The following is a 23,047-nucleotide window of genomic DNA, read 5'->3' on the forward strand; positions in this document are numbered from 1 at the left end:
CTATTTTTCGCTGCTGCGGGTGCCGGACTTCGAGCCGACGATGTCGGTCAGCCGAATCCGGTCGAACTCGCTCCACACGTTCGCCAGCCAATGCCGGACATAGCCGCGGAGCACGAACGAATAATTCGCGGCCTCGTCGTTGATGCCCTTGTTGGCGACGAATTTCAGGAACGGAACTGACGAAACCTCGACCTGTTCATAGGCCATTTCGTTGAGCTTGGGGATGGTCAGCTCGGTCGCATCCTTGATGCGGTGGAAGTAGGAATTGTAGGTCGACTGGTCCCACTGGAAGAACTGGGTGTCGTTGATGAAGTTCTTCACCAGGAAATATTTTGCACCACCCATGAAGCCCGCGGTCTCGGCGATCTCGTCCAGCGAGGCGATCGAGGGTCCGAGGATGTGGAACACCGCGAAGGTGATCTGGCCGGCCTTGGCGGCGTCGAGGAAGCCGATGTCGCGCAAGGAGGCCAGCGCCGGCGAAAGCAGGCCGGCACGGACGTCGATCACGGTCACCGACGGGCTCGCCGCGTTGAGCGTATCGAAGATCTTCATCTGATCCGACGTCGTCATCATGTCGACGATCTCGGTAATCTCCGGATGGAAACGCTTCAGCGTTCCCCGCGGCGACTCCGTGTCGAAGGCGCGTGTCGGCACGTTGTTGGCGGAAAAATAATCGAGCAGGGTGCGCGATACCGTGGTCTTGCCGACCCCGCCCTTGTCCGCGCCCACCACAACCACTGCCGGCTTTGCCATTGCTGTCCCCTAACGCGCCCCCGATCGCGAGATCGCAATCGGCCGGGCCCCAAATCGATGTCCCAAGGATGTCCCAAGTCTGCTGTTGGGCGCGAACATGGCAGAAACAAGGGAGAATTCAAATCCTCGGCATGCCGTGCCGGCAATTCCCGAAGTTTTTCCCAAACGCAGTGAAACCGGCTTGAGGCGCGGCCAGACCGCACGCTCAGTGGCGGCCCCACGGACCCATGGGATTGCCTATCGAACTGCCCAACGGATTGCCGGCCGCGGTTCCGGAGGGGCGTGGCGCAGGGACGGGCGGCGATGTGGCCCGGCCGCCTGCATCGCTCCACGGACCCTGGGGCAGTGCCGGCGGGGCGTCCTGCTGATCGGCCTGCGCCTCGGGCTCGTCCGCGGCGGGTTGTTCCGTCTCGTCGTTCGGCGGCGGCAGCGGACCGGGATCACGACCGCCGGCGAACTTGACCAGCGCGTCGACGCGGGACTGCACCGAGGGGTGGGTCGCGAACAGATCGGCAAAGCCTTCGCGGGGATTGTCGAGGCAAAGCTCCATCACCGCGGAGGTCGCGCCCGGCAACTCGCCGCGGCCTTCGATCTTGCGCAGCGCCGAGATCATGGCGTCAGGGTTCTTCGTCAGCTCGACCGAGCCGGCATCGGCCAGATATTCGCGCGAGCGCGACAGTGCGAGCTTGACCACTTGCGACACCAGCCAGGCCACCACGATCAGCACGACCGCGATGATGATGACCACGATTGCGCCGCCGCCGGAGCTCTTGCTGTCGCTCGACGACGAGGACGACCGCGACGACGAGGAGGAAGAGCCTGACGACCACGATCCGCCAGAGCTCCAGCTCAAATTGGTGAACACGCGAAAGAACAGTTCGCCGAAGAAGCCGACCACGCCGGCGATGATCACGGCGACCACCATCAGCTGCACGTCGCCGTTCTTGATGTGGGTGAGCTCGTGGCCCAGCACCGCCTCGATCTCCTGGTCGTTCAGCGCCTTCAGGAGACCGGTGGTGACGGTCACCGCATATTGCCGCGGATTGAGGCCGGTCGCGAACGCGTTCAGCGCCGGAGAGTCCATGATCTTCAGCTTCGGCATGGTGATGCCGCGCGAGATGCAGAGATTTTCCAGCAGATTGTAGAGCCGCGGCTGCTCCTGCCGGGTGACGTCATGGCCGCCGGTCACCGCGTCGATCATCGACTGGTGGAAGAAATAGGCGATGACGATCCAGGCGATCGCCGCAAGCGTTGCAAACGGGAAAGCGACGATGAGGTCGTGGAAGGCGCGGTTCAGATAATAGGCGACGGTCCCGTTGCCGTTGATGACGACCTCGGCGACCAGCGCGCCGGCATAGACCAGCACATAGACCAGCGCGAACAGGCCGGCGAGCAGCAGCATCGAACGAAACTTGTTCGAGGCGATGTGCGTGTAGAGACCATACGCGGCCATGACGCGTTGCCCTGCCGGTCGATCGGCTCAGATCAGAATTTCACCTGAGGCGCAGCCTCGACCTCGGCGCGGCTGGTGCCGAGATCGAAGAAGTCCTTCTTGGTGAAGCCGAACATGCCGGCGAACAGGGCGACGGGCATCTGCTGGATACCGGTGTTGTATTCCTGGACCGCGTTGTTGAAGAAGCGGCGGCTCGCCGCGATCTTGTTCTCGAGGTCGGAGAGCTCGCTGGCGAGCTGCTGGAAATTGGCGTTGGCCTTGAGGTCGGGATAGGCCTCCGACAGTGCGATCAGCCGGCCGAGCGCGCCGGAGAGCTGGTTCTCGGCGGCGGACACCTGCGCCGGCCCCTGCGCCGACATCGCCGAATTGCGCGCCTTGATGACGTCGTCGAGCGTGCCGCGCTCATGCGAGGCATAGCCCTTCACTGTCTCGACCAGGTTCGGGATCAGGTCATGACGTTGCTTGAGCTGCACGTCGACATCGGCAAAGGCCTGGCCGACGCGCTGGCCCAGCGCCACCAGTCGGTTGTAGGCGCTGAAAGCGAACAGCACGAGGACAACGATGACGCCGAGAACGATCCAGCCGGTCGACATGGAGAACTCCTGAAGGGGGAAGAAGGCGGGCGCAGCCTAGACCAAATTGGCGCGGAGCGAGAGCCCCAGCGCAGAGAGAGGTAAGACTTGGTCGGATCAGGAACCATCCGAGTTCAAGGCAAAAAGGGCCGAACGGGGTTAACTTTCGGACGGAACGGCATCGCCCCAGCGCCAGCGACGGGCGCCTGCATAGGCGGCCTTGTCGCGCCGCGCGACCTTGGCGAGTTCGACACCGTCCTCCGTGCAGAGCTTCGCCGTGATCTCGGCCTTGCCGACATCCGGCGGCGCCAGCATCCGCGCGGCGCGGGTTACGGGCGGAGCGCGTGTCAGGGCGACGTAGATGAAGCGCTCGTCCTCGAACGGCACCTCGGCGCCCTTGATCTGGCGGTGCGCCTGAGAGCGGGGCAGGCGCTGGTTGAAATGGCACCAGTCGGGCGCGATGAGCGGGCAGGGCTTTTCGTGCGGGCAGGGCGCGGCGACATAAGCGCCCGCCGCGATCAGTTGCTGGCGCAGTGCGAGGATGCGGGCGTAGCCGGCAGGCGTGCCGGGCTCGATCACGACCAGCGCGTGGCGCGCTTTGGCCCACATTGTCTCGGTGAGCTTGCGCTGGTCACTCTCGGCGAGCTCGCCGATGACATAGCTCGCGACGACGAGATCGGCTTCCGAGACCTCGGCGAGATTGCCGCCGGCATCGCCCGGCAGGTAGCGGCAGTCCGCGAGGCGCGTGCTGTCGCGCGCCAACTCGAGCGCGAGCCGGCTGAGCGTGGCGTTGGCGTCAAGCAGGGTGAAATCTTGCAATGACGGAAAGGCTTCCGCAGCAGCCCAGCTTGCGGTGCCCGGACCTGCGCCGACGTCGAGCAGCGTTTCAGGGGCGAGGTCCGGCACGATTTCGGTCAGCGCATTCAGGCTCGCTGCGACGGCCGCGTAGGTCGCCGGCATGCGTGCCAGCGCGTAGGCGAGCGCATCGGCTTCGGATTTGATCGTGCCGGAGCCGCCGCCTGAGCGATAGGTGGTCGAGATCTTCTGCGAGCGCTGTGCAGCGTCGGTGCGGGAAAAGCCTTGCAGCCTGGCATCAAGCGCGGCCTTGAGTTCGGCGGGGAGGGTGGGTGAGATCATCATCCGCGGTCATGCCCCGCGCAGGCGGGGCATCCAGTACTCCGAGACAGTGCCGTCAACCGAGAAGCCGCGGCGTACTGGATCATCCGCCTGCGCGGATGATGACGTCAATGGGTACGGATGGATTGCGCCTCACGCCACGTTCTGGTCGAGAATGTCCACCGCCTCTGACAGGCTCACCGACACGAGTTGCGAGACGCCGCGCTCGGCCATGGTGACGCCGAACAGGCGGTTCATCCGCGCCATCGTGATCGGGTTGTGCGTGATGATGACGAAGCGCGTGTCGGTCGAGCCGGTCATCTCGTGCAGGAGGTTGCAGTACCGTTCGACGTTATGGTCGTCGAGCGGCGCGTCGACTTCGTCCAGTACGCAGATTGGCGAGGGGTTCGTCAAGAACACCGCGAAGATCAGCGCCATCGCGGTCAGTGCCTGCTCACCGCCCGAGAGCAGCGACAGCGTCTGCGGCTTCTTGCCCGGCGGCTTGGCGATGATTTCGAGACCGGCTTCGAGGGGATCGTCGCTTTCGATCAGATGGAGCGCCGCCTCGCCGCCGCCGAACAGCTCGACGAACAGGCGCTTGAAGTGGTTGTTAACGACCTCGAACGAGGTCAAGAGGCGCTCGCGCGCTTCCTTGTTGAGGCTCTGGATGCCCTGGCGCAAGCGCTTGATGGCTTCGACGAGGTCATCGCGTTCGGTGACCAGGCCGGTGTGCTGGGTCTCGACCTCGCGCAGCTCTTCCTCGGCGCGCAGGTTGACCGCGCCCAGGCGCTCGCGGTCGCGGCGCATCTTTTCGAGGTCTTCCTCGATGACATGCAGCGGCGGCAGCTCCGCGCCGGGCTCGATCTCGGCAAGGCCGGCGACAGCCTGCGGCTCGACTTCGAGCATGTCGCGGATTTCGCGCTCGATGTCCTCGAGCCGGCGCCGCGAACCCTCCATGCGCTCCTCGGCACGTGCAGTTGCCTCGCGGGAGCTCGACAGCGCTTCGAGCGTCAGCTTGGCAACGCGATCTGTCTCCGCCATTGCGGTCTCCGCGGTGGCGAGCGCGTCGGCGGCCATGCGGCGGTCGTTCTCGGCATACTCGATCTCGGTGATCAGCGCGCTGCGCTTCTCGGCGAACACGGCGGGGGCGTTTTCGAGATCGCTGCGCTCGATCGAGACTTCGGTGATGCGGGTCTGGATGGTGTCGATATGGGAGGCCGCGCTCTCCTTGCGGTTCTGCCATTCGGTGCGCTCGGCGAGGATCGCCTGCACGCGGCGGTCGGCAAGCTCGGCTTCGCGCGCCAGTGCCTGCGCCTCGGCGCGGACCTGAGCGGCCATGCGGCGATGGCCTTCGATGTCGCTGCGGACGGCGGCGAGACGGGTCTCGGTGTCCTCGCTCGACGGCAACTCGCTGATGCCGGCCTCGGCGTATTCGTACGCGGCTTCGGCCTCGGCACGGTCGGCGGCGAGACGGCTGTGCGCCTCCGACAGCGTCGCCTTGCGCGCGGCGTGGCGGCTGATCTCGCGCTCGGCGGTGGCATGGCGCTCACGCGCGACGTTCAGCTCGCGCTGCGCGGCGCGCCAGGCTTCGCGGCTGGCACCTTCGGTGCTGGCGGCCATCTGCAGTTCGGACTCGGCATTCTCCAGCGCCTGACGCTTGATCTGCGCGTCGATGCGGGCCTGCTCCAGCTCGTTCTCGATGTCGACGAGGCGGGCGCGCTCGGCCAGGCGCCGCGCGGCACCGGTCGGGGCGTGAGCAGCGGCGACGAAGCCGTCCCAGCGCCAGACGTCGCCCTCGGGCGAGACCAGCCGCTGGCCGGTCTTGAGCTGCGAGACCAGCTCGGCGCCGCGCTCGCGCGGCACCACGCCGATCTGCGCCAGGCGGCGCGTCAGCTCGGCCGGCGCCTGCACATGGTTGGCGAGCGGGGTGACGCCTTCGGGCAGCTCCGGATCGCCGTCGGTGACGCCGGCATTGGTCCAGCGCATCGGCGCCGAGGGATCGACGGGCGCATCGAGATCGTCGCCGAGTGCGGCACCGATCGCCTTTTCAAAGCCCTTGTCGACGGTGATGCCGTCGATGATCGGCGGCCACAGATTCTTGGTCTCGCCGTTGACGATTTTTGAGATCGTGCGCGCCTCGGTATCGAGCCGCTGCACGCGCTTGTCGGCTTCGACCAGCGGCGAGCGTGAGGATTCCAGCGTCTGGCGCGCGGCGACATGCGCGGCTTCGCTCGCCTGCGCTGCCGCTTCCGACGCCGCAAGCGTCTGCTCGGCGGTCTCGACGGTTGCGGTCAGCTCGTCGAGGTCGCCGAAGCCGCCGGTCTCGTCGGCGAGCTTCTGCTCTTCCGCGGCGACATTGGTGATTTCCTGGTCGAGACGGGCGAGCTTGTCGCGGTGGGTGCGGACGTTGGCTTCGAGTTGATTGCGCTTGGCGGTGAGATCAGCGAGCGCGGTGGTGAGCTCGGCGAACTGCTGCTCGGTTTCGGTCAGCACCGCCTCGGCTTCGCCGACGCGCTCGTCGACGCCGGAGCGCTTCTCGACGCGCGACTTGATCTCTTCCTTCAGCTCGGCATCTTCGGCGTCGAGCCGCTGCAAGGCGACGTCGGCATCCATGGTCTGCTGCTGGGCGCGCGCGATGTCGCCTTCGAATTGGGCCAGGCGGCGTTCGAGCTCGGCGACGCGCTCCTTGGCGCGTTCTTCCTCGCGGTCGAGCAGTTCGCGGGCATTGGTCAGGCGCTGAAGCCCGGCTGCGGCGCGCGCTTCGGCATCACGCAGCGCCGGCATTTCGGCGGCGCGGATCGCCTGGATACGGGCGGCTTCGGCCTGGTGCTGGGTGCGCTCGGCCATCTCGCGCACGGCGAGATCGTGGGTCTGGCCGGATTCGTTGACGTCGGCGTGGGCGCCGATCCAGCGCAGATGGAACAGTGTGGCCTCGGCCTTGCGGACCTTGGCTGCGACTTCGCGATAGCGCACGGCCTGACGGGCCTGCTTCTTCAGGCCTTCCATCTGGCCTGCGAGCTGGCCGATCACGTCCTCGACGCGGGTGAGATTGGTTTCGGCGGCTTTCAGCCGCAGCTCGGCCTCGTGGCGGCGGGCGTGCAGACCGGCGACGCCGGCGGCGTCTTCCAGCACGCGACGACGCTGCTCGGGCTTGGCCTGGATGATCTCGCCGATCTTGCCCTGGTGGACGAGGGCGGGCGAGCGCGCGCCGGTGGCGGCGTCGGCGAACAGAATCTGCACGTCGCGGGCGCGGACATCGCGGCCGTTGATGCGGTAGACTGAGCCGGCCTCGCGCTCGATGCGGCGGGAGATTTCCAGCAGCTGGCTGTCGTTCATCGCCGCCGGCGCGGTGCGATCGGCATTGTCGATCGTCATCGTCACTTCGGCATGGTTGCGCGCGGGACGGTTGCCGGAGCCGGCAAAGATCACCGCGTCCATGTCGGCGGCGCGCAGCGATTTGTACGAGGTTTCGCCCATCGCCCAGCGCAGCGCCTCGACCAGATTCGACTTGCCGCAGCCGTTCGGTCCGACCACGCCGGTCAGGCCGGGCTCGATGACGAAGTCCGTGGGCTCAACGAAAGACTTGAAGCCGTGAAGGCGCAGGCGGGTGATTTTCATAAACACGCATCTCTGTTGGCAGGCGCGAATCCCCCTGCCCGGACAATACCATGGAAGGCAATGTCGCTGTCTGGGCGAGTCGCGCGGGGCGCCTCATGCGGCGGACAATGGCCGCGGTGCGCCGCAAGGGCAACCTGTGAAAGCCGCTTTTCCCAAGGGATTTATGCCGGGAAAGCTACGGTTTTCGAGATGCGAATCAGGATCTTGACGAGCGAATCAGCTCTTCAGCAGCGGATTGATCTTCTTCGCGAATTCCTCGAACGAGGTCTCGCCCTTGATCTTCTCGCCGTTGATGAAGAAGGTCGGCGTCGAATCGACCTTCAGAACGTCGCTGGCATATTTCTGGTCGGCGGCGATCTTGTCGAGCAGCGCCTGGTCCTTCAGGCAGGCTTCCACCTGCTGCTGGGTGAGGCCGGCCTGCTTGCCGATCCGCGTCAGCGTCTCGGTGGTGTTCTTCGTCACCCAGTCGTTCTGCTGGCGGAACAGCATGTCGGTGACCGCAAAGTATTTCGGCGCGTCGCCATTGGCGATGCAGCGCGACAGCATCGAGCCGGCGGCGGCTTTGATGTCGAGCGGGAACTCGCGGAAGATGTAACGCACCTTGCCGGTGTCGATGTATTCCGACTTGATCTTGGGGAACACCTGCTCGTTGAAGGCCGCGCAATGCGGGCAGGTCATCGAGGCGTATTCGGTGATGGTGACGGCGGCGTCCTTGGAGCCCAGCGCCATGTCGGGCAGCGACACCGGCTTGGCGACATCGCCGGCGGCCTGCGCCATAGCTTCAGGAATCATGGCTTCGGAAATGAACCGCAGCGGCGAGAGCCCGGCGAGCGCGGCAAGACCGGTCAGCGACAGCATCGTGGTGAAGGCGCGGCGGGTGATGATCAAGGTCGGCTCCCGAATTGGCGTGGTCTCGCGCCCTGAGGCTCATATGAAGGTTCCCGGGCGGCCTGTCGCTAGCTTGAAACGTCGTTTGAGGCAATGGCGAGCGGCAGGGCAAGGTCCAGATTGGCCGCAGAATGAGGCTCAATTTCGCTTGATGGCGGCTCCGAGCCGCGCCAGCGCCGTCTTCAACTCTTCATCTTCGATATCCCCCAGGCTCTCCGCCACCTTGGCGACGGCCTTGGGATCCGGCGGGCCGGGCCGCACAGGGCGCCGCGGCCGCGACAGGGGCGCCTGGCGGAAGGCGAGCTTGCCGACCGCGCTCCAGCCGAAGAAGCGGTTCACCCGCTCCAGGATCACGTCGGCCGAGTGCTGGATCTCCAGCGCCATCGGGCCCTCGACCCGCAGCACCAGCGTCGCCGGCTCCTGCGGCTGGCCCTCGACCGGCCGCGGCCATTGCATCTTCAGCGGCTCGGCATGGGCCGCGATCTCAGCCCCCGCAATCTGCGCCCACCGCGTCACCAGCTCGCGCGCGGCAAAACCCTGCTTGGCATAGGCCTCGGCAAAGACGTCGTTGAGCAGGATCCCGAGCGGCTTGGCGCTGATGGGGCCGGGTTTGGGTGGGAATTTGGACATGGGCCCTTATAGCACTCCGTGGCTCCAGCCACAGGCTCCTCGCCGTGAAGAAAGACGTGGATGCCCGCGACGAGCGCGGGCACGACGTGGAGAGATCGGCTCGGCGCCGCTACAGTGGCCCCATGAGCCCGAAATCTGCCCTCAAGGCCAAGTCGGAACCAACGCAGCCGGTAGCGTCATCGCGCCCGACGCTGCTGCTCGCCTGGTACGACCGGCACCGCCGCAGGCTGCCCTGGCGCGCCGCGCCCGGTGAGACGTCGGATCCGTACCGCGTCTGGCTGTCGGAGATCATGCTGCAGCAGACCACGGTCAAGGCGGTCGAACCCTATTTCGAGAAATTCGTTGCGCGCTGGCCGGATGTCACAGCGCTGGGGAACGCCTCGCAGGATGACGTGCTGCGGATGTGGGCCGGGCTCGGCTATTATTCGCGCGCACGCAATCTCTATGCCTGTGCGGTGGCGGTCACGCGCGAGCATGGCGGCGCCTTTCCGGACACCGAGGAGGGGCTGCGAACTCTGCCGGGGATCGGGCCCTACACTGCGGCTGCGATTGCGGCCATCGCCTTCGATCGCCATACCATGCCCGTTGACGGCAATATCGAGCGCGTGGTGTCGCGCCTGTTCGCGGTCGAGGAGGAGCTGCCGCAGGCCAAGCCGCTGATCCAGCAACTGGCGGCGACGCTGCTGGCCAACGCCCGCGCCGGCGACAGTGCGCAAGCGCTGATGGATCTCGGTGCCTCGATCTGCACGCCGAAAAAGCCGGCCTGCTCGCTGTGCCCGCTGAACGAGGATTGCACGGCACGCGCGCTTGGGACGCAGGAGACGTTTCCGCGCAAGGCGCCGAAGAAGAGCGGAACGCTGCGGCGCGGTGCCGCCTTCGTCGTCACGCGCGGCGATGAACTGCTCGTCCGCAGCCGACCTGAAAAGGGATTACTCGGCGGTATGACCGAGGTGCCAGGTTCCGGCTGGTTCGCCGGACAAGAGGACGCGACGGCAAAACAGCAGGCGCCGGACCTAAAAGGGCTATCGCGCTGGCAGCGCAAGCTCGGCGTTGTCACCCACGTCTTCACGCATTTCCCGCTGGAGCTCGTGGTCTACATCGCGAAGGCCGAACCCCGCACGCGCGCCCCCGAGGGCATGCGCTGGGTGCCGATCGCGACGCTCGCCGGCGAGGCGCTGCCCAACGTCATGCGCAAGGTGATCGCGCACGGATTGAGCCTCTAGCCCTCGCTCCTGCTGACACTAGCCTGTCAGCAGCCTTGCGTTATGTACGAGCGGTAACGGAGGTTCACATGATCAAGACCGCGCTTGACAACTTTCCAAGGCCGCCCTGCGCCGAACTGTTGGGGTGGCGCCTGCTCGATGCCCGTCCCGAGGAGGGCTGGATCAAGCTCGGCTTCGAGGGCAAGCCCGAATTCTGCAATCCGGCCGGCTTCATCCAGGGCGGCATGCTCTCGGCCATGCTCGACGACACCATGGGCCCCGCTGTGCTCGTAATGAGCGAGGGCCGACTCTACACCACTACCATCAGCATGACCGTGAATTTTCTTGCGCCCGCAAAGCCCGGCCCGATCATCGCCGAGGCGACGGTGACGCAACTCGGCAAGACGATCGCGTTCGTCGAGGCGAAGCTGATGGCCGAGGATGGCACCGTGCTCGCGACGGCGAGTGCGACCGAGCGGCTGCTGGAGGCGGCAAGGGTGGTGCGGTAGTCTAGCCGCGCACGCGGCGTCCCTGCACGCAGGGCTTATACAGCGCTTGTAGCGCCTTGCCGCGCAGCAACATGAGTTGCGGCCTCAACCCGCCGCGCGCCGCGATCCAACGCTGCACCGGCCCGGGATACATGGAGCACAGGTAATTGGTGGCGTCAGGGTTGGTAATTGTCCTTCCCTTCCGACCGAAATCCCAAGCAGCGTGGAAGCCGAGAGCGGCCTTCGAGGTCACGCAGATTTTGTCAGCGGCAACTGCACCGAGAACGATGGTGCACGACGAGGCACAAAGTCCATCGATGATTACGGTCTCTCCGGACGTGCGCAGGCGCTGATATCTGTCAACGTAGGTGTCGATTAGCCCGCCACGATCGCCGGCGATCCGTATCGCCGCATGACTTGCGTGCATTTCGGCCAGCAAGATAGCCGCCGCAAGCAACTCTGCCCGGAACTTCATGATCGCGGCCTCGGTTATTGGCGTCTATCGGATGGACAAGTTCTCTCGCATTCAAGGACTGGCGTAGATCAAAGCGCACGAGCGAACGGTTGCGACCGCTCATGGTCTTCAACCTCGGCGCTGAAAGCGCAGGACCATCCCGGGGGCGTTGAAACCGACAGGCATTGATCTAGGTCAATTGGACATGCAGGGCGCGCCAAATGATGGCGTAAGTGCCTGTCCCGTTGACGGCATCACCCTGCGGATCCAACGACGGGAGAACGCCCATGTTTCGATATGCTTTAGTTGGCCTGGCCGCAGCCGCTCTTGTCGGCGCAAGCCTTGTTCCCGATGACGCACTCGCCCGTGGTGGCCGTGGAGGAGGTGGCGGCTATCGCGGTGGAGGAGGATTTCACGGAGGAGGCACTCACTACAGGGGCGGTGCCGTTCACGCTGGTCGCTACGGCGGCCGCGCTTACGTCTCCCGGCCGATAGCAAGGCACCCTGTAGCGCGCACAGCGGCGCGTAGAGGCGTCTACCGGGGAGCGGCATACGGAGCCGCAGCAGTAGGAGTCGGAGCGGCGGCGGCAGGTGCATACGGCTACTACAACAACCGTTGCTACGATGCCTACGGCAATTGGGTGTGTTCCGGACAGTATGGATATTGATGGGCCGTGACGCATGCGGGGCGGCTGGACCACTCTTACCGCCCCGCTTGTCTGTTTAAGCCCTAGCCCTGTACCAATCGGCCAGTTCGTCAGCCAATGTCACGAGTTGCACTTCCGTCGTCAACGCGGCGCGATCAAGGGCTCGCGCGCTTCGCATCCCCACTGACGATCGGCGGCTTCGCGTTCAGCGCCTCGACCTGGAAACCCGCAACGCGCTTGTAGTTCGCGGCGATGTCTTCCAGCTCCTTCTGCGACAGCACGTCGGTGACGACCTTGTAACCGTCAGGCGCGCGTTCCTCGACGAGCTGCATCACTTGCTCCGGGCCGTTCTTGCGGTTGAGCAGCACGAGGTCGGTGGTCGCGGGCCGCCGCTCGGCTTCATAGGCGAGCAGCGCGGCTTGCGTCGGGCCGTGCGCCAAAATCTCGCGGGTGATGGTGCGGGCATCGAGGATCGCTTGCGAGGCGCCGTTCGAGCCGATCGGGTACATCGGATGCGCGGCATCGCCCATCAGCGCGACCTTGCCAAAGGTCCATTGCGAGACCGGGTCGCGGTCGACCAGCGGATATTCATAGGCGTGCGGGCAATTCTTGATCAGGCCGGGCACGTCAAGCCAGTCGAACTGCCAGCTCTCGAACCACGGCAAGAACTCTTCCAGCCGCGCGGTGCGGTTATAGTCCTCGCGCCGCCACTGATAGGTCGGCGGCATGTGGCGCTCGGCGACCCAGTTGATCAGGTGATTGCCCGCCGCATCCGGCTCCTTCGAAATCGGGTAGCAGACGAATTTCAGGATCTCGTGGCCGGCCATGATCATAGTGCGGCCGGTCAAGAAGGCCTTTGACGGCGTTACGCCGCGCCAGAGGATACGACCGTTCCAGATCGGCGGGCCCTCTTGCGGATAGAGCTTTTCTCGCGCGGCGGAATGGATCCCGTCGGCGGCGATCATGATGGCGCCTTCGCAAGTCCCGGCCGGTTTGCCGGTCGCCCTGTCGATGAAGTCGGCGCGGACGCCGTTCGCCGTCTCGGTCCAGCCGGTCAGATGATGGCTGGTCAAAATGTTGTCGCGGCCGAGCCGCTCGATTGCGGTGTCGAGCAGGAGTTGCTGGAGGGTGCCGCGATGGATCGAGAACTGCGGCCATTTGTAGCCGGCTTCCAGCCCGCGCGGCTCGCTCCAGATCGGCTTGCCGTGCTTGGAGAAATAACCGAGCTCGCGGGTGCGCACGCCGCTGGCATCGAGCTTGTCCATCAGGCCGAGCTCGATCAGCTCGCGCACCGCATGCGGCAGCACGTTGATGCCGACGCCGAGCGGCTTCAGTTCCGCGACGCTCTCGAACACCTTCACGGGAATGCCGATTCCGTGCAGGCTGAGCGCAAGCGTCAGCCCGCCGATGCCGCCGCCGGCGATGAGTACCGTCATGACCAAACCCCTCCGATTGCGGGCGTCTTGGCATAGGCGGGCCGCGGTGGGCAACTGCGAAGAGCAAAAGCACTGAGAACGACGTACTATGGACCTGGCGGCCCGCAGCCGTTAATTTCCAATTTTCCCATGAGGTCCGACATGCTCAAGCTCTACTACGCCACCGGCACCTGCGCGCTCGCCACCTACATGACCCTGGAGGAGGCCGGCGCCGACTACACGGCTGAACGGCTGAGCTTCAAGGATAATCAGCAGAACAGCCCGGACTATCTCGCGATCAATCCGAAGGGCCGCGTGCCGGCGCTGGTGACCGATCGTGGCGTCCTCACCGAGACGCCGGCGATGCTGGCCTACCTCGCGCAAACCTTCCCCAAGGCGAAGCTCGCGCCGCTCGACGATCCCTTCGACTTCGCCCAAGCGCAGTCGTTCAACTCTTATCTCTGCTCGACCGCGCACATCAACCATGCCCACAAGATTCGCGGTGCGCGCTGGGCGACGCAGGAGAGCTCGTTCGCCGACATGAAGGCGATGGTCCCGAAGACCATGGGAGCCTGCTTCTCCTTGATCGAGCAGAAGATGTTCAAAGGCCCCTGGGTGATGGGCGACCAGTTCACGATCTGCGATCCCTATCTCCACACGCTCTCGCTCTGGCTCGAGGGAGACAGCGTCGACATCAATGCCACGCCGAAGATCGCCGATCACTTCAAGCGCATGTCGGACCGCCCCGCCGTGCGCAAGGTGATGGACGCGCAGAAGGCGTAAGATCTCGGCGACGCTAGGTCGGCGTGGCCCATAGTTCACGCTCTCCCGCTGGCTCGATCCGATAACCATGCTGTTTCAAGATAGACGGCGCCTGTTCGAAGGCGCCGTCATGCAGGGCGAGGAAGATCGTGCTCTTGTGCTCGGACAAGAGCCGCGCCGCTCCCGTGAGCGCCAGCGTCTCAGCGCCCTCGATATCCATCTTGATCAGGTCCGGGGTCGGAAAGTCGTCGAGGCGGACCGTCCTGATCGAAGTTCCGGTTTCTGAAATCTTCCCCATGTAGCCGTATTTGCCGACATCATCGTTGGTATGGAAAAACGTCTCGCCCTCTCGGTCGGTTACGGCCGCCTCGATCACCTCGACATTCCCGATGTCGTTGAGATTGAGATGTTTGCGAAGCCTTGACGCGTTGGCAGGGTTTGCTTCGAACGCAAGAACACGGCCTTGCGGTCCAACAAGCCTCGAAAGCATCAGGGTGTAATATCCGGCGTGTGCGCCGACATCAAAAACCGTCATGCCTGGCTTTACGCGGGCGGCGATCGCCCTGGCATGATCGCTTTCATATGTACCGAGCCAGCAGCTCTGATTGCCGGCTCCGGCGACCCATTTCAGGCCTCGGTTCGGCCCGGTGAGCACCCGCATGACGGAAGATGGCGAAACCAGCTTGAACGGAAGACGGATCAACCATCCAAGTGGTTGGTGCGGGTCCAGCATGCTCTCGATCCCCTTCGGTTCCTGTGGTTGGCTCATTAAAGACGCAGAGTGGCCCCGTTTCAAGTCGAGCGTCTTGCGACGTCGCTGTGGTGCTCACCGTTTGCGTTTCTCCAACTCCCGCCCCGTCTCCAGCATCAGCCGCCGCAGCCAGATCGATCCCGGATCCATCTGCGCCCGTGTCGGATAGAACATGAACTGCTCGTCGATCCCGGGATCGAGCGGCGGCGTCACCGTGACGAGCCCAAGCTGCTTTGACAGCGCCGCGATCAGCCGGCGCGGCACGAAGGCGACGAGGTCGGTGCGGGCGGCAACGTGCAGCGCTTCGAGATAGCCTGGCACCACCAGCGAGACGTGCCGCTCGATGTCCTTAGGTCGCAGCCAGGTGTCGATCAGATCCTCGCTATTGCCGCGGATGATCACGCCGACATGGCGTGCGGCGAGGAACGTCTCGCGCCGCTTCAGCTTGGCGCCCATGGGATGACCGCGCCGCACCGCCAGCGCGTCGCTGTCGGTATAGAGCAACTGGCGGTGAAAACCCTTGAACGCGTTGCCGATCGAGATCACGAGATCGATGGTGCGAGCGAACTCGGCGTGGAAGATCGCCGGGCCCCGCCACGGCACCACGTCGATGCGGACGCTGGGCGCAAGGCGCGTCACCTTCTCCATCAACGGCGGCATCAACAGCTCGACCGCGAGATCCGGCATCATCAGGCGGAATGGCCGCTCGCTGCGCGCGGCATCGAACTCGTCGGGCACGAACAGCCCGCGCACCTGGTCGAGCGCCTGCGCCAACGGCGCGCGCAGGGCTTGCGCCCGCGGCGTCAACTCCATCCGCGCGCCGGTGCGCACCAGCAGCGGATCGCCAAAGATGTCGCGCAGCCGTTGCAGCGCATGGCTCGTGGCCGGCTGCGACAGGCCGATCCGCATGGCCGCTCGGCTGACATTGGCCTCGCGCAGCAGCGCATCGAGCGCGGTCAATAGATTGAGGTCAAGCGAATTCAAATTCATGAAGTGAATAGATATCATATCTACTATCGATTTGAAGAATTCTCGTCAGGCAGCGATGCTCTCCGTGTTGCCCACCAAACGGAGATGCCACCATGAGCGCGAGCGCCAACAAGAAACTGATGCAGGATATTTTCGCCGCCGCCGCCAACCCCGATCCGGCGGTGCGCGACCGCGCGCTGTTCGCCGCAAGCCTTGCCGACGACGCCAAATGGATCGTCACCGGCCAGTATTCCTGGTCCCGCACGTTCACCGGGAGAGAGGCGATCCTCAACGATCTGCACGGCTACGTGCGTACCCGTCTGCGTGACCGGACGCGCACGGTCGCCGAGCGCTTCATCGCCGATGGTGACATCGTCGTGGTGGAGGCCAAGGGCGACAACGTCACGCCCGAGGGCGTCCGCTACGACAATGACTATTGCCTCGTGTTTCGGCTTGAGGACGGCAGGATCAAGGAGATCCGCGAGTACTGCGACTCGGTCCTGACCGAAAAAGCGCTCGGTCCGTTTCCGCAAACGGCTGCGAGGGCCGCGAGCTGAGCGGATTGAGCGGCGTCACGCGCCCTTTTGCAGCGATCTGCATAGGGCTGCGGGCTGTGCGACAATACCGTGACTGCCGATTATACCAGCAAGCCTCGTGCCGGCTGATGCGCGCAGGCGCGAAGAACTTGAAGGTTCAATTAACGAGTGTCCCGCATTGTGTCGCGGTGCAGCGTGAGTCGCCGAAGAGGTGACGCGCGGCTGCTGGGGTGGCCGCGACGATCGCCGGAGTTGTGCGCCCGCCTGAATTCACATGCATCCGGGTGGACAGTGGGAATGCCGAGCTTTCGTTTGCGGATCAGGGGCCGTCTCTATGCCGGCTTCATGGCGCTGGTCGTGGTTGGTCTCGTGATGGCGGTGGTGGCCATCTGGAACTTGCGGTCCGTGCAGGACCAGGTCGCCAAGGCCTCGGCATTTTCGGACAGCACGGCGCGGGTCCTGGAGATCTCGACCCATCTCCAGGCGATCCAGCGGGCCAATCTGCGCTACATCTACGACGCCAATGAGTCCGCGATGCGAGAGGCCTCGGAGCGGGAGACCGCAGCGACCGAGCTGCTGCAGGTCGGCGCCAAGGGCACGCTCTCCGAGGAACGGCGCAAGCTCTACAACGATCTGATCGCCGACATCGCGAAGATGAAAAGCCTGCGTGACAATCTCGGCGACGCCGTCAACGAGGCGCGGACCGGCAAGGCGACGCTGCTGCCGAGCGGCGACGAGCTGAGCGTCAAGATGAACAAGCTGGTCGACGTGGCGCGCGCAGCCGTCGACGAAGACACCGCGTCCCTCGTCGCAGACCTCGAATCCCGGCTGCTGCTCGTTCAGATCGCAAACTGGCGCTTCCTGGCGCTGCGCGACACCAAAGGTCCTGCCAACTTCAGGACCAATGTGGACAGGGCGTCCCAGCGCCTCGCCGCGCTCGAAAAGAGCCCGCAGGCGACGGAATTGCGCGCCACGCTGGCGCCGGTGAAGACCTCGCTCGGAATCTACAAGTCCGCATTCGAGACCACGTCGGCCGCGATGCTCCAGGCCGACGAGATCTATCACAAGAGCCTCGCGCCGCTCATCGTCGACAGCATCGCCAAGCTCAAGGTTGCCGAGACCGCCCTCAAGAAGGACTACAAGGACGCGCGCAGCCAGGCGGAAGCCGCGATCGACGGCACGACGTCCATGCAGGAGATCGTGGGCGGGGTGGCGACCCTGTTCGGACTGATCGTGGCTTTCCTGATCGCCCGCAGCATCGTTGGGCCGCTGACCGCGATGACGCGGGCGATGGGTGCGCTGGCCGGCGGCGATCTCGCGGTCGAGATCCCCGGCCGTGGCAAGGCCGACGAGATCGGCGACATGGCCAAGGCGATCCAGGTGTTCAAGGACAACATGATCGACACCGAGCGCATGCGCCACGAGCAGACCGAGATCGAGGCGCGCCAGGCCGAGGACCGCAAGAAGGACATGGTCCGGCTCGCCGACCAGTTCGAGCAGGCCGTCGGCGAGATCGTCGACACCGTGTCGTCGGCATCGAGCGAGCTCGAGGCCTCCGCCGGCACGCTGACCACGACCGCGACGCGTGCCCAGGATCTGTCGACGGAAGTCGCCTCCGCGTCGCAAGAGGCCAGCGCCAACGTCCAGGCCGTCGCGTCCGCCACCGAAGAGCTGTCCTCGTCGGTGAGCGAGATCGCGCGTCAGGTCCAGGAATCCGCCCGCATCGCCGGCGAAGCGGTAGGGCAGGCGACCAAGACCAACGCCCGCGTCAGCGAGCTCTCCAAGGCGGCCGCCCGCATCGGCGATGTCGTCGAGCTGATCAGCACCATCGCCGGCCAGACCAATCTGCTGGCGCTGAACGCCACCATCGAGGCGGCGCGCGCGGGTGAAGCCGGCCGTGGCTTTGCCGTGGTCGCTTCCGAGGTCAAGGCGCTGGCCGAGCAGACCGCGAAGGCCACCGGCGAGATCGCCCAGCAGGTCTCAGGCATCCAGGCCGCGACGGAAGAGTCTGTCGGCTCCATCCGAGAGATCAGCGGCACCATCGAGCGGCTGTCGGAAATCTCCTCGACGGTTGCCGCCGCCGTGGAACAGCAGGGCGCGGCCACGCAGGAGATTTCCCGCAACGTCCAGCAGGCCGCCCACGGCACCCAACGCGTCTCGACCAATATCGGCGACGTCCAGCGCGGCGCCTCCGACACCGGCTCGGCGTCATCGCAGGTGCTGTCGGCGGCGCGCTCGCTGTCGGCCGACAGCAACCGGCTGAAGCTCGAGGTCACCAAATTCCTCGAGTCGGTCCACGCCGCCTGAAAGCAAAAGGCCACGCGCATGCGCGTGGCCTTCAATCGCGGCGAGATGTGATCAGGCCACTTTCGTCGTCATGTGCCCGAACATGTTGCGGCGGGCCTCGTCGTCCATCTCGGCCTTGAAGGTGAACTTGTCCTTCAGCGCGATCGCGCGCGCAGCCGCCGGCCGCGCCGAGATCTCGTCGATCAGCCGCTTCACGTTCGGGTAGCGCGCAAAGGCGTCGTCGCCGAGCTTGAACGGCACCATCCGCGCCCAGCCCCACAGCGCCATGTCGACGATCGAATAGCTGTCGCCGACCATGTAGCTGCGGCCTTTGAGGTGACCGTCGAGGATCTTGTAATGGCGGTCGGTCTCGTACTGGTAGCGGTTATGGGCGTAGTCGTGGTTCTGGTCCTTCGGCGCAAAATGCTTGAAGTGCACGGCCTGACCCGAATACGGCCCGACGCCGGTGGCCACAAACATCAGCCACGACAGCAATTCAGCGCGGTTCGCGGGCAGGAATTTGCCGGTCTTCTCGGCGAGGTAGAGCAAGATGGCGTTCGAGTCGAACACGATCGTGCCGTTGTCGTCGATCGCCGGCACCTTGGCGTTCGGATTGATCTTCAGATAGTCCGGCGTGAACTGCTCGCCCTTGCGGGTGTCGATCTTCACCGGCTCGAACGGCAGGCCGGCCTCTTCGAGGAACAGCGCGACCTTGGTCGGGTTCGGCGATCCGTTGAAATAGAATTTGAGCATCGGGCATCTCCCAAGTATGGGTGCAAGTGTGGGTGCCAGTGGTGGTGGCCGAGAGCGGACGCAGCATCATTGCCGCGCGGCGGCCTTCTCTTGCCTGAACCTTGTCGGGGAGAGCAACCGGCGAGATTGCCGTGCGGTGTCTGCGCGAGGCGCAGACCGGCCGGCGTAACAAAGGCCGATTGCTTTCGTATCCACGGCTTCCTGTGCCGTAGGGCAAAGCGAAGCGTGCCCACCAATTCCATCGATTTATTGGAGAGATGGTGGGCACGGCGCGTTGCGGCCCACCCTACAAGAGCGCAGAGCGCGGCTATTCCGCCGCCATGCCGGCGCGGATCTCGGCGCGGAGCTCGTCGATCAGCTTGAGACCCTTCTTGGTCTCGACGTACCAGAAGGTCCAGCCGTTGCAGGCCTGCGCGCCCTGCGCCACTGCGCCCATGCGGTGGATCGAGCCGACCTTGTCACCGAACATGATGGCGCCGTCGGCACGGACCAGCGCGCCAAGCTTCTTCTTGGCGTCGAACAGTTTCGTGCCGGGCATGATCATGCCGCGCTCGATCAGCTCGGAGAACGCCACGCGAGGGGCTTCGCGCGCGGTCATGAACGGGGCAAGGCTCTCTTCCGGCAGCGGCTCGACCGCGGCGATGCGCGCTGCGGCCGCCTTGGCATAGGTCTTGTCGCGCTCGAAGCCGATATAGGAGCGGCCGAGACGCTTGGCGACGGCGCCGGTGGTGCCGGTGCCGTTGAAGGGATCGATCACGAGATCGCCGGGCTTCGACGACGACAGCAGCACGCGCGCGAGCAGGCCTTCCGGCTTCTGCGTCGGATGCACCTTCTTGCCATCGGCGCCCTTGAGGCGTTCCTCGCCGGTGCAGAGCGGGATCAGCCAGTCGGAACGTGCCTGCACGTCCTCGTTGGCCGCCTTCAGCACTTCGTAATTGAAGGTATAGCCCTTGGCCTTTTCATCACGCGCGGCCCAGATCATGGTCTCATGCGCGTTGGTGAAGCGGCGGCCGCGGAAATTCGGCATCGGGTTGGTCTTGCGCCAGACGATGTCGTTCAGGAGCCAGAAGCCGAGGTCCTGCATGATCGCGCCGACGCGGAAGATGTTGTGATAGGAGCCGATCACCCAGATCGTCGCCGACGGCTTCATCGCGCGGCGTGCGGCCAGCAGCCAGGCGCGGGTGAAATCGTCATAAGCGGAGAATGAATCGAACTTGTCCCAGTCGTCGTTGACGGCATCGACATGGGATTCGTCGGGGCGCTTGAGATCGCCCTTGAGCTGGAGATTGTAGGGCGGATCGGCGAACACCAGATCGACCGAACCAGCCTCAAGCTTCGACATCTCGGCGACGCAATCACCGAGGATGATGCTGTGCGAAGCGGACTCAAAATTTGTGCGGGGCGCCCTTGCAGACGCCCCGCGACGCGACACTACCATGACTCAAGAACTCTGACTCAGGCGACGCTGTCGGCGACGCGGGACCAAACAACCGACTGACCGTTACATTGAAGCGGCAAAGTAAAAATCGACTTAACCCGCTGCTTTCGTGAGCAGGCCGGCCATCGCGCATTGTGTGCGACTGGCTGCGCGCATTTGCCGTGTTTTACAGTGTGTTTCGCGTTTCTTCGCGTTGCGGGAGTGGCTGGAGCTGCAAAAGACTCCAAAATTCTCTCGGAAAAAAGTGCATGGCCCTCGGAAAAAATTGCTGGTGCGACGGCGCCCTCGCACTAGGCAATTTTTGCCGACCCCTATATTGATAAAGGCAACGGAGATTTTACGTATGTGGCGCGTTGAGCTCCAGCGTTTCCGCGCCGCCCAATTGACGCCATCAAGCACTTAAGGGAAGCCCGCCATGCGCTACGATGATTTCCGCCGGAGCGACGACATCGAGGATCGTCGCGACGATGGCGGCGGCGGTGGAGGCGGCGGCGGGTTCGGCCTGCCGATGGGCGGCGGCGGTCTCGGCATCGGCACCATCATCGTGCTCGGGCTGGTCGGCTATGCCTTCGGCATCGATCCGCGCATCCTGATCGGCGGCGCCGAGATCCTCACCGGCGGCGGCCAGGCGCCGAGCTACCAGAGCGACCGGCCGTCTTCCCAGGCCAAGCGCGGCGCGCCGACCGACGAGATGGGCAGCATGATCTCCGGCATCCTCGGCGAGATCGACGACCGCTGGAGCGAGATCTTCCAGGCCAGCGGCCAGTCCTATACCGGCCCGAAGGTCGTGCTGTTCCGCAACGCCACCAATGGCGGCCGCTGTGGCCGGGCGGAGTCGGCGATGGGTCCGTTCTATTGCCCGCCGGACCGCACCATCTTCCTCGACACCGCGTTCTTCCGCGAGGTCGAGACGCGTTTCCGTGGCTGCTCCGGCAAGTCGGCGTGCAATTTCACCACCGCCTACATCATCGCCCATGAAGCCGGCCATCACATCCAGAACCTGCTCGGCATCATTCCGAAGGTGACGCGACTGCAGCAACAGGCCGGCAGCAAGGCCGAAGCCAATGCGCTTCAGGTGAAGGTCGAATTGCAGGCCGACTGTCTGTCCGGCGTCTGGGTCAATCGCGAGTCGAAGAAGCGTCCGAACTTCCTCGAAGCCGGCGACATCGACGCCGCTCTGACCACGGCGAGCGCGATCGGCGACGATACGCTGCAGCGTCAGGCCACGGGGCGCGTCGTGCCTGATTCCTTCACCCACGGCTCGGCCGCGCAGCGCAAGCAGTGGTTCATGACCGGCTATCAGCAGGGCACGCTGCAGGCCTGCAACACGTTCGGCGGCGGCGGGCCGTAGACTGTTCGTAACGTCATCCTGAGGTGCTCGCCCTTGCGAGCCTCGAAGGATGACGGATCCGCGGCCCATCCTTCGAGGCGCGCTTTCGCGCGCACCTCAGGATGACGGCGGTGGGTGGGAGAGAAGGTGTAACGAAATGGCCTCCATCGACGAATCCAAACAGTTCATCCCGCTCAACATCGCGGTTCTCACCGTCTCCGATACGCGCGCGCTTGCCGATGATAAATCCGGCCAGACGCTCGTCGATCGCCTTACAGCAGCCGGCCATCATCTCGCCGCGCGCGAGATCGTCACCGATGATGTCGAGGCCATCCGCGCTGTCATCCGCCGCTGGGTGGCAGATGCCGGCGTCGACGTGGTCATCACCACTGGCGGCACCGGTTTTACCGGGCGCGACGTGACGCCGGAGGCGATCGAGCCGCTGTTCGAGAAGCGGATGGACGGTTTCTCCATCGCCTTCCACATGCTGAGCCACGCCAAGATCGGGACGTCGACGATCCAGAGCCGCGCCACTGCGGGCGTAACAGGTGCGACCTACATCTTCTGCCTGCCCGGCTCGCCCGGCGCGTGCCGTGACGGCTGGGACGGCATCCTCGCCGCGCAGCTCGACTACCGCACGCGCCCCTGCAATTTCGTCGAGATCATGCCGCGGCTGGACGAGCATCTGCGCAGGCCGAAAGCGCAGGGCGCGACGGTGTGATGCCCGCTTACGGTGCCTCTTCCCTTCCCCCCTTGTGGGCAGGGCTATCGCATTTGAGCGTTTTTGCTGGGGCCATCCTTCGAGACGCCCGCTTTGGGCGGGCTCCTCAGGATGAGGGCGGAGTACGCGGCGCCAGTTTCAACGGAGACCAATGCCGATTAGCCTCATCCTGAGGAGACCGCGGAGCGGTCGTCTCGAAGGACGAGGCGCGCGCTCAGGCGACCGCCAAGAATCATATGCGATAGCCCTGCCCTGTGGGGGAAGG

20 protein-coding genes are annotated in these 23,047 nt (G+C 64.9%); 7 read left to right on the forward strand and 13 right to left on the reverse strand.

Annotation, left to right across the window (positions count from 1 at the left end; all coding sequences use genetic code 11):
- From JJC00_RS11105 to JJC00_RS11135, 7 genes are all read right to left on the reverse strand, one after another.
- Positions 1-753, reverse strand: coding sequence for a hypothetical protein (locus JJC00_RS11105; RefSeq protein WP_200472598.1), 753 nt, complete (start codon positions 751-753; stop codon positions 1-3).
- A 205-nt stretch (positions 754-958) separates the two neighbouring features.
- Positions 959-2,206 (reverse strand): M48 family metallopeptidase, encoded by a 1,248-nt coding sequence (locus tag JJC00_RS11110; RefSeq protein WP_200472599.1) that lies wholly within the window; start codon positions 2,204-2,206, stop codon positions 959-961.
- A gap of 32 nt (positions 2,207-2,238) precedes the next feature.
- Complete coding sequence (locus JJC00_RS11115; RefSeq protein ID WP_200472600.1) at positions 2,239-2,799, reverse strand: LemA family protein; 561 nt, start codon at positions 2,797-2,799, stop codon at positions 2,239-2,241.
- 138 nt (positions 2,800-2,937) lie between these two features.
- Entirely contained in the window at positions 2,938-3,918 is a 981-nt protein-coding gene (locus JJC00_RS11120; protein WP_200472601.1) for a small ribosomal subunit Rsm22 family protein, read from the reverse strand.
- Positions 3,919-4,047: 129 nt separating this feature from the next.
- Positions 4,048-7,512 (reverse strand): chromosome segregation protein SMC, encoded by a 3,465-nt coding sequence (gene smc / locus JJC00_RS11125; protein ID WP_200472602.1) that lies wholly within the window; start codon positions 7,510-7,512, stop codon positions 4,048-4,050.
- Between the two features lie 216 nt (positions 7,513-7,728).
- A complete protein-coding gene (locus JJC00_RS11130) occupies positions 7,729-8,400 on the reverse strand; it encodes a DsbA family protein (RefSeq protein WP_200472603.1) in 672 nt (223 codons plus the stop codon).
- Positions 8,401-8,538: 138 nt separating this feature from the next.
- Positions 8,539-9,030 carry a DUF721 domain-containing protein gene (locus tag JJC00_RS11135; RefSeq protein WP_200472604.1) on the reverse strand — a complete coding sequence of 164 codons (492 nt, stop codon included), beginning with the start codon at positions 9,028-9,030 and terminating at the stop codon, positions 8,539-8,541.
- 122 nt (positions 9,031-9,152) lie between these two features.
- Between JJC00_RS11135 and mutY the strand changes: the two genes are divergently transcribed.
- Positions 9,153-10,253, forward strand: coding sequence for an A/G-specific adenine glycosylase (gene mutY / locus JJC00_RS11140; RefSeq protein WP_200472605.1), 1,101 nt, complete (start codon positions 9,153-9,155; stop codon positions 10,251-10,253).
- Positions 10,254-10,321: 68 nt separating this feature from the next.
- Complete coding sequence (locus JJC00_RS11145) at positions 10,322-10,741, forward strand: PaaI family thioesterase (RefSeq protein WP_027529179.1); 420 nt, start codon at positions 10,322-10,324, stop codon at positions 10,739-10,741.
- A gap of 1 nt (position 10,742) precedes the next feature.
- Here the strand turns inward: JJC00_RS11145 and JJC00_RS11150 are convergent, their stop codons facing one another.
- Both JJC00_RS11150 and JJC00_RS11155 read right to left on the reverse strand, forming a co-directional pair.
- Positions 10,743-11,195 (reverse strand): hypothetical protein, encoded by a 453-nt coding sequence (locus tag JJC00_RS11150; protein ID WP_200472606.1) that lies wholly within the window; start codon positions 11,193-11,195, stop codon positions 10,743-10,745.
- A 781-nt stretch (positions 11,196-11,976) separates the two neighbouring features.
- On the reverse strand, positions 11,977-13,257 hold the full coding sequence (locus tag JJC00_RS11155; RefSeq protein ID WP_200472607.1) for a flavin-dependent oxidoreductase: 1,281 nt from the start codon (positions 13,255-13,257) through the stop codon (positions 11,977-11,979).
- Positions 13,258-13,398: 141 nt separating this feature from the next.
- On the opposite strand from JJC00_RS11155, the gene JJC00_RS11160 reads away from it, so the two are divergent.
- On the forward strand, positions 13,399-14,019 hold the full coding sequence (locus JJC00_RS11160; RefSeq protein WP_200472608.1) for a glutathione S-transferase family protein: 621 nt from the start codon (positions 13,399-13,401) through the stop codon (positions 14,017-14,019).
- 13 nt (positions 14,020-14,032) lie between these two features.
- On the opposite strand, the gene JJC00_RS11165 is transcribed toward JJC00_RS11160, so the two are convergent.
- On the reverse strand, positions 14,033-14,731 hold the full coding sequence (locus JJC00_RS11165) for an FkbM family methyltransferase (protein WP_200472609.1): 699 nt from the start codon (positions 14,729-14,731) through the stop codon (positions 14,033-14,035).
- A 93-nt stretch (positions 14,732-14,824) separates the two neighbouring features.
- A complete protein-coding gene (locus tag JJC00_RS11170) occupies positions 14,825-15,739 on the reverse strand; it encodes a LysR family transcriptional regulator (RefSeq protein ID WP_200472610.1) in 915 nt (304 codons plus the stop codon).
- Positions 15,740-15,831: 92 nt separating this feature from the next.
- Here JJC00_RS11170 and JJC00_RS11175 point away from each other — a divergent pair, with 92 nt between their 5' ends.
- Entirely contained in the window at positions 15,832-16,275 is a 444-nt protein-coding gene (locus JJC00_RS11175; protein WP_200472611.1) for a nuclear transport factor 2 family protein, read from the forward strand.
- 276 nt (positions 16,276-16,551) lie between these two features.
- On the forward strand, positions 16,552-18,561 hold the full coding sequence (locus JJC00_RS11180) for a methyl-accepting chemotaxis protein (protein WP_200472612.1): 2,010 nt from the start codon (positions 16,552-16,554) through the stop codon (positions 18,559-18,561).
- A 51-nt stretch (positions 18,562-18,612) separates the two neighbouring features.
- On the opposite strand, the gene JJC00_RS11185 is transcribed toward JJC00_RS11180, so the two are convergent.
- Together JJC00_RS11185 and JJC00_RS11190 are read right to left on the reverse strand one after the other, a co-directional pair.
- The gene (locus JJC00_RS11185) at positions 18,613-19,293 is read right to left on the reverse strand and encodes a glutathione S-transferase family protein (protein WP_200472613.1); all 681 of its coding nucleotides are present in this window, start codon (positions 19,291-19,293) and stop codon (positions 18,613-18,615) included.
- Positions 19,294-19,600: 307 nt separating this feature from the next.
- A complete protein-coding gene (locus tag JJC00_RS11190; protein ID WP_283816810.1) occupies positions 19,601-20,731 on the reverse strand; it encodes a site-specific DNA-methyltransferase in 1,131 nt (376 codons plus the stop codon).
- 415 nt (positions 20,732-21,146) lie between these two features.
- Here JJC00_RS11190 and ypfJ point away from each other — a divergent pair, with 415 nt between their 5' ends.
- Together ypfJ and moaB are read left to right on the forward strand one after the other, a co-directional pair.
- Positions 21,147-22,082 (forward strand): KPN_02809 family neutral zinc metallopeptidase, encoded by a 936-nt coding sequence (ypfJ, locus tag JJC00_RS11195; protein ID WP_200472615.1) that lies wholly within the window; start codon positions 21,147-21,149, stop codon positions 22,080-22,082.
- Between the two features lie 136 nt (positions 22,083-22,218).
- Entirely contained in the window at positions 22,219-22,782 is a 564-nt protein-coding gene (moaB, locus tag JJC00_RS11200) for a molybdenum cofactor biosynthesis protein B (protein WP_200472616.1), read from the forward strand.
- The last annotated feature ends 265 nt before the right edge of the window (positions 22,783-23,047 follow it).

The organism is Bradyrhizobium diazoefficiens (genome assembly GCF_016616885.1).
Taxonomy (GTDB): Bacteria; Pseudomonadota; Alphaproteobacteria; order Rhizobiales; family Xanthobacteraceae; genus Bradyrhizobium; species Bradyrhizobium diazoefficiens_F.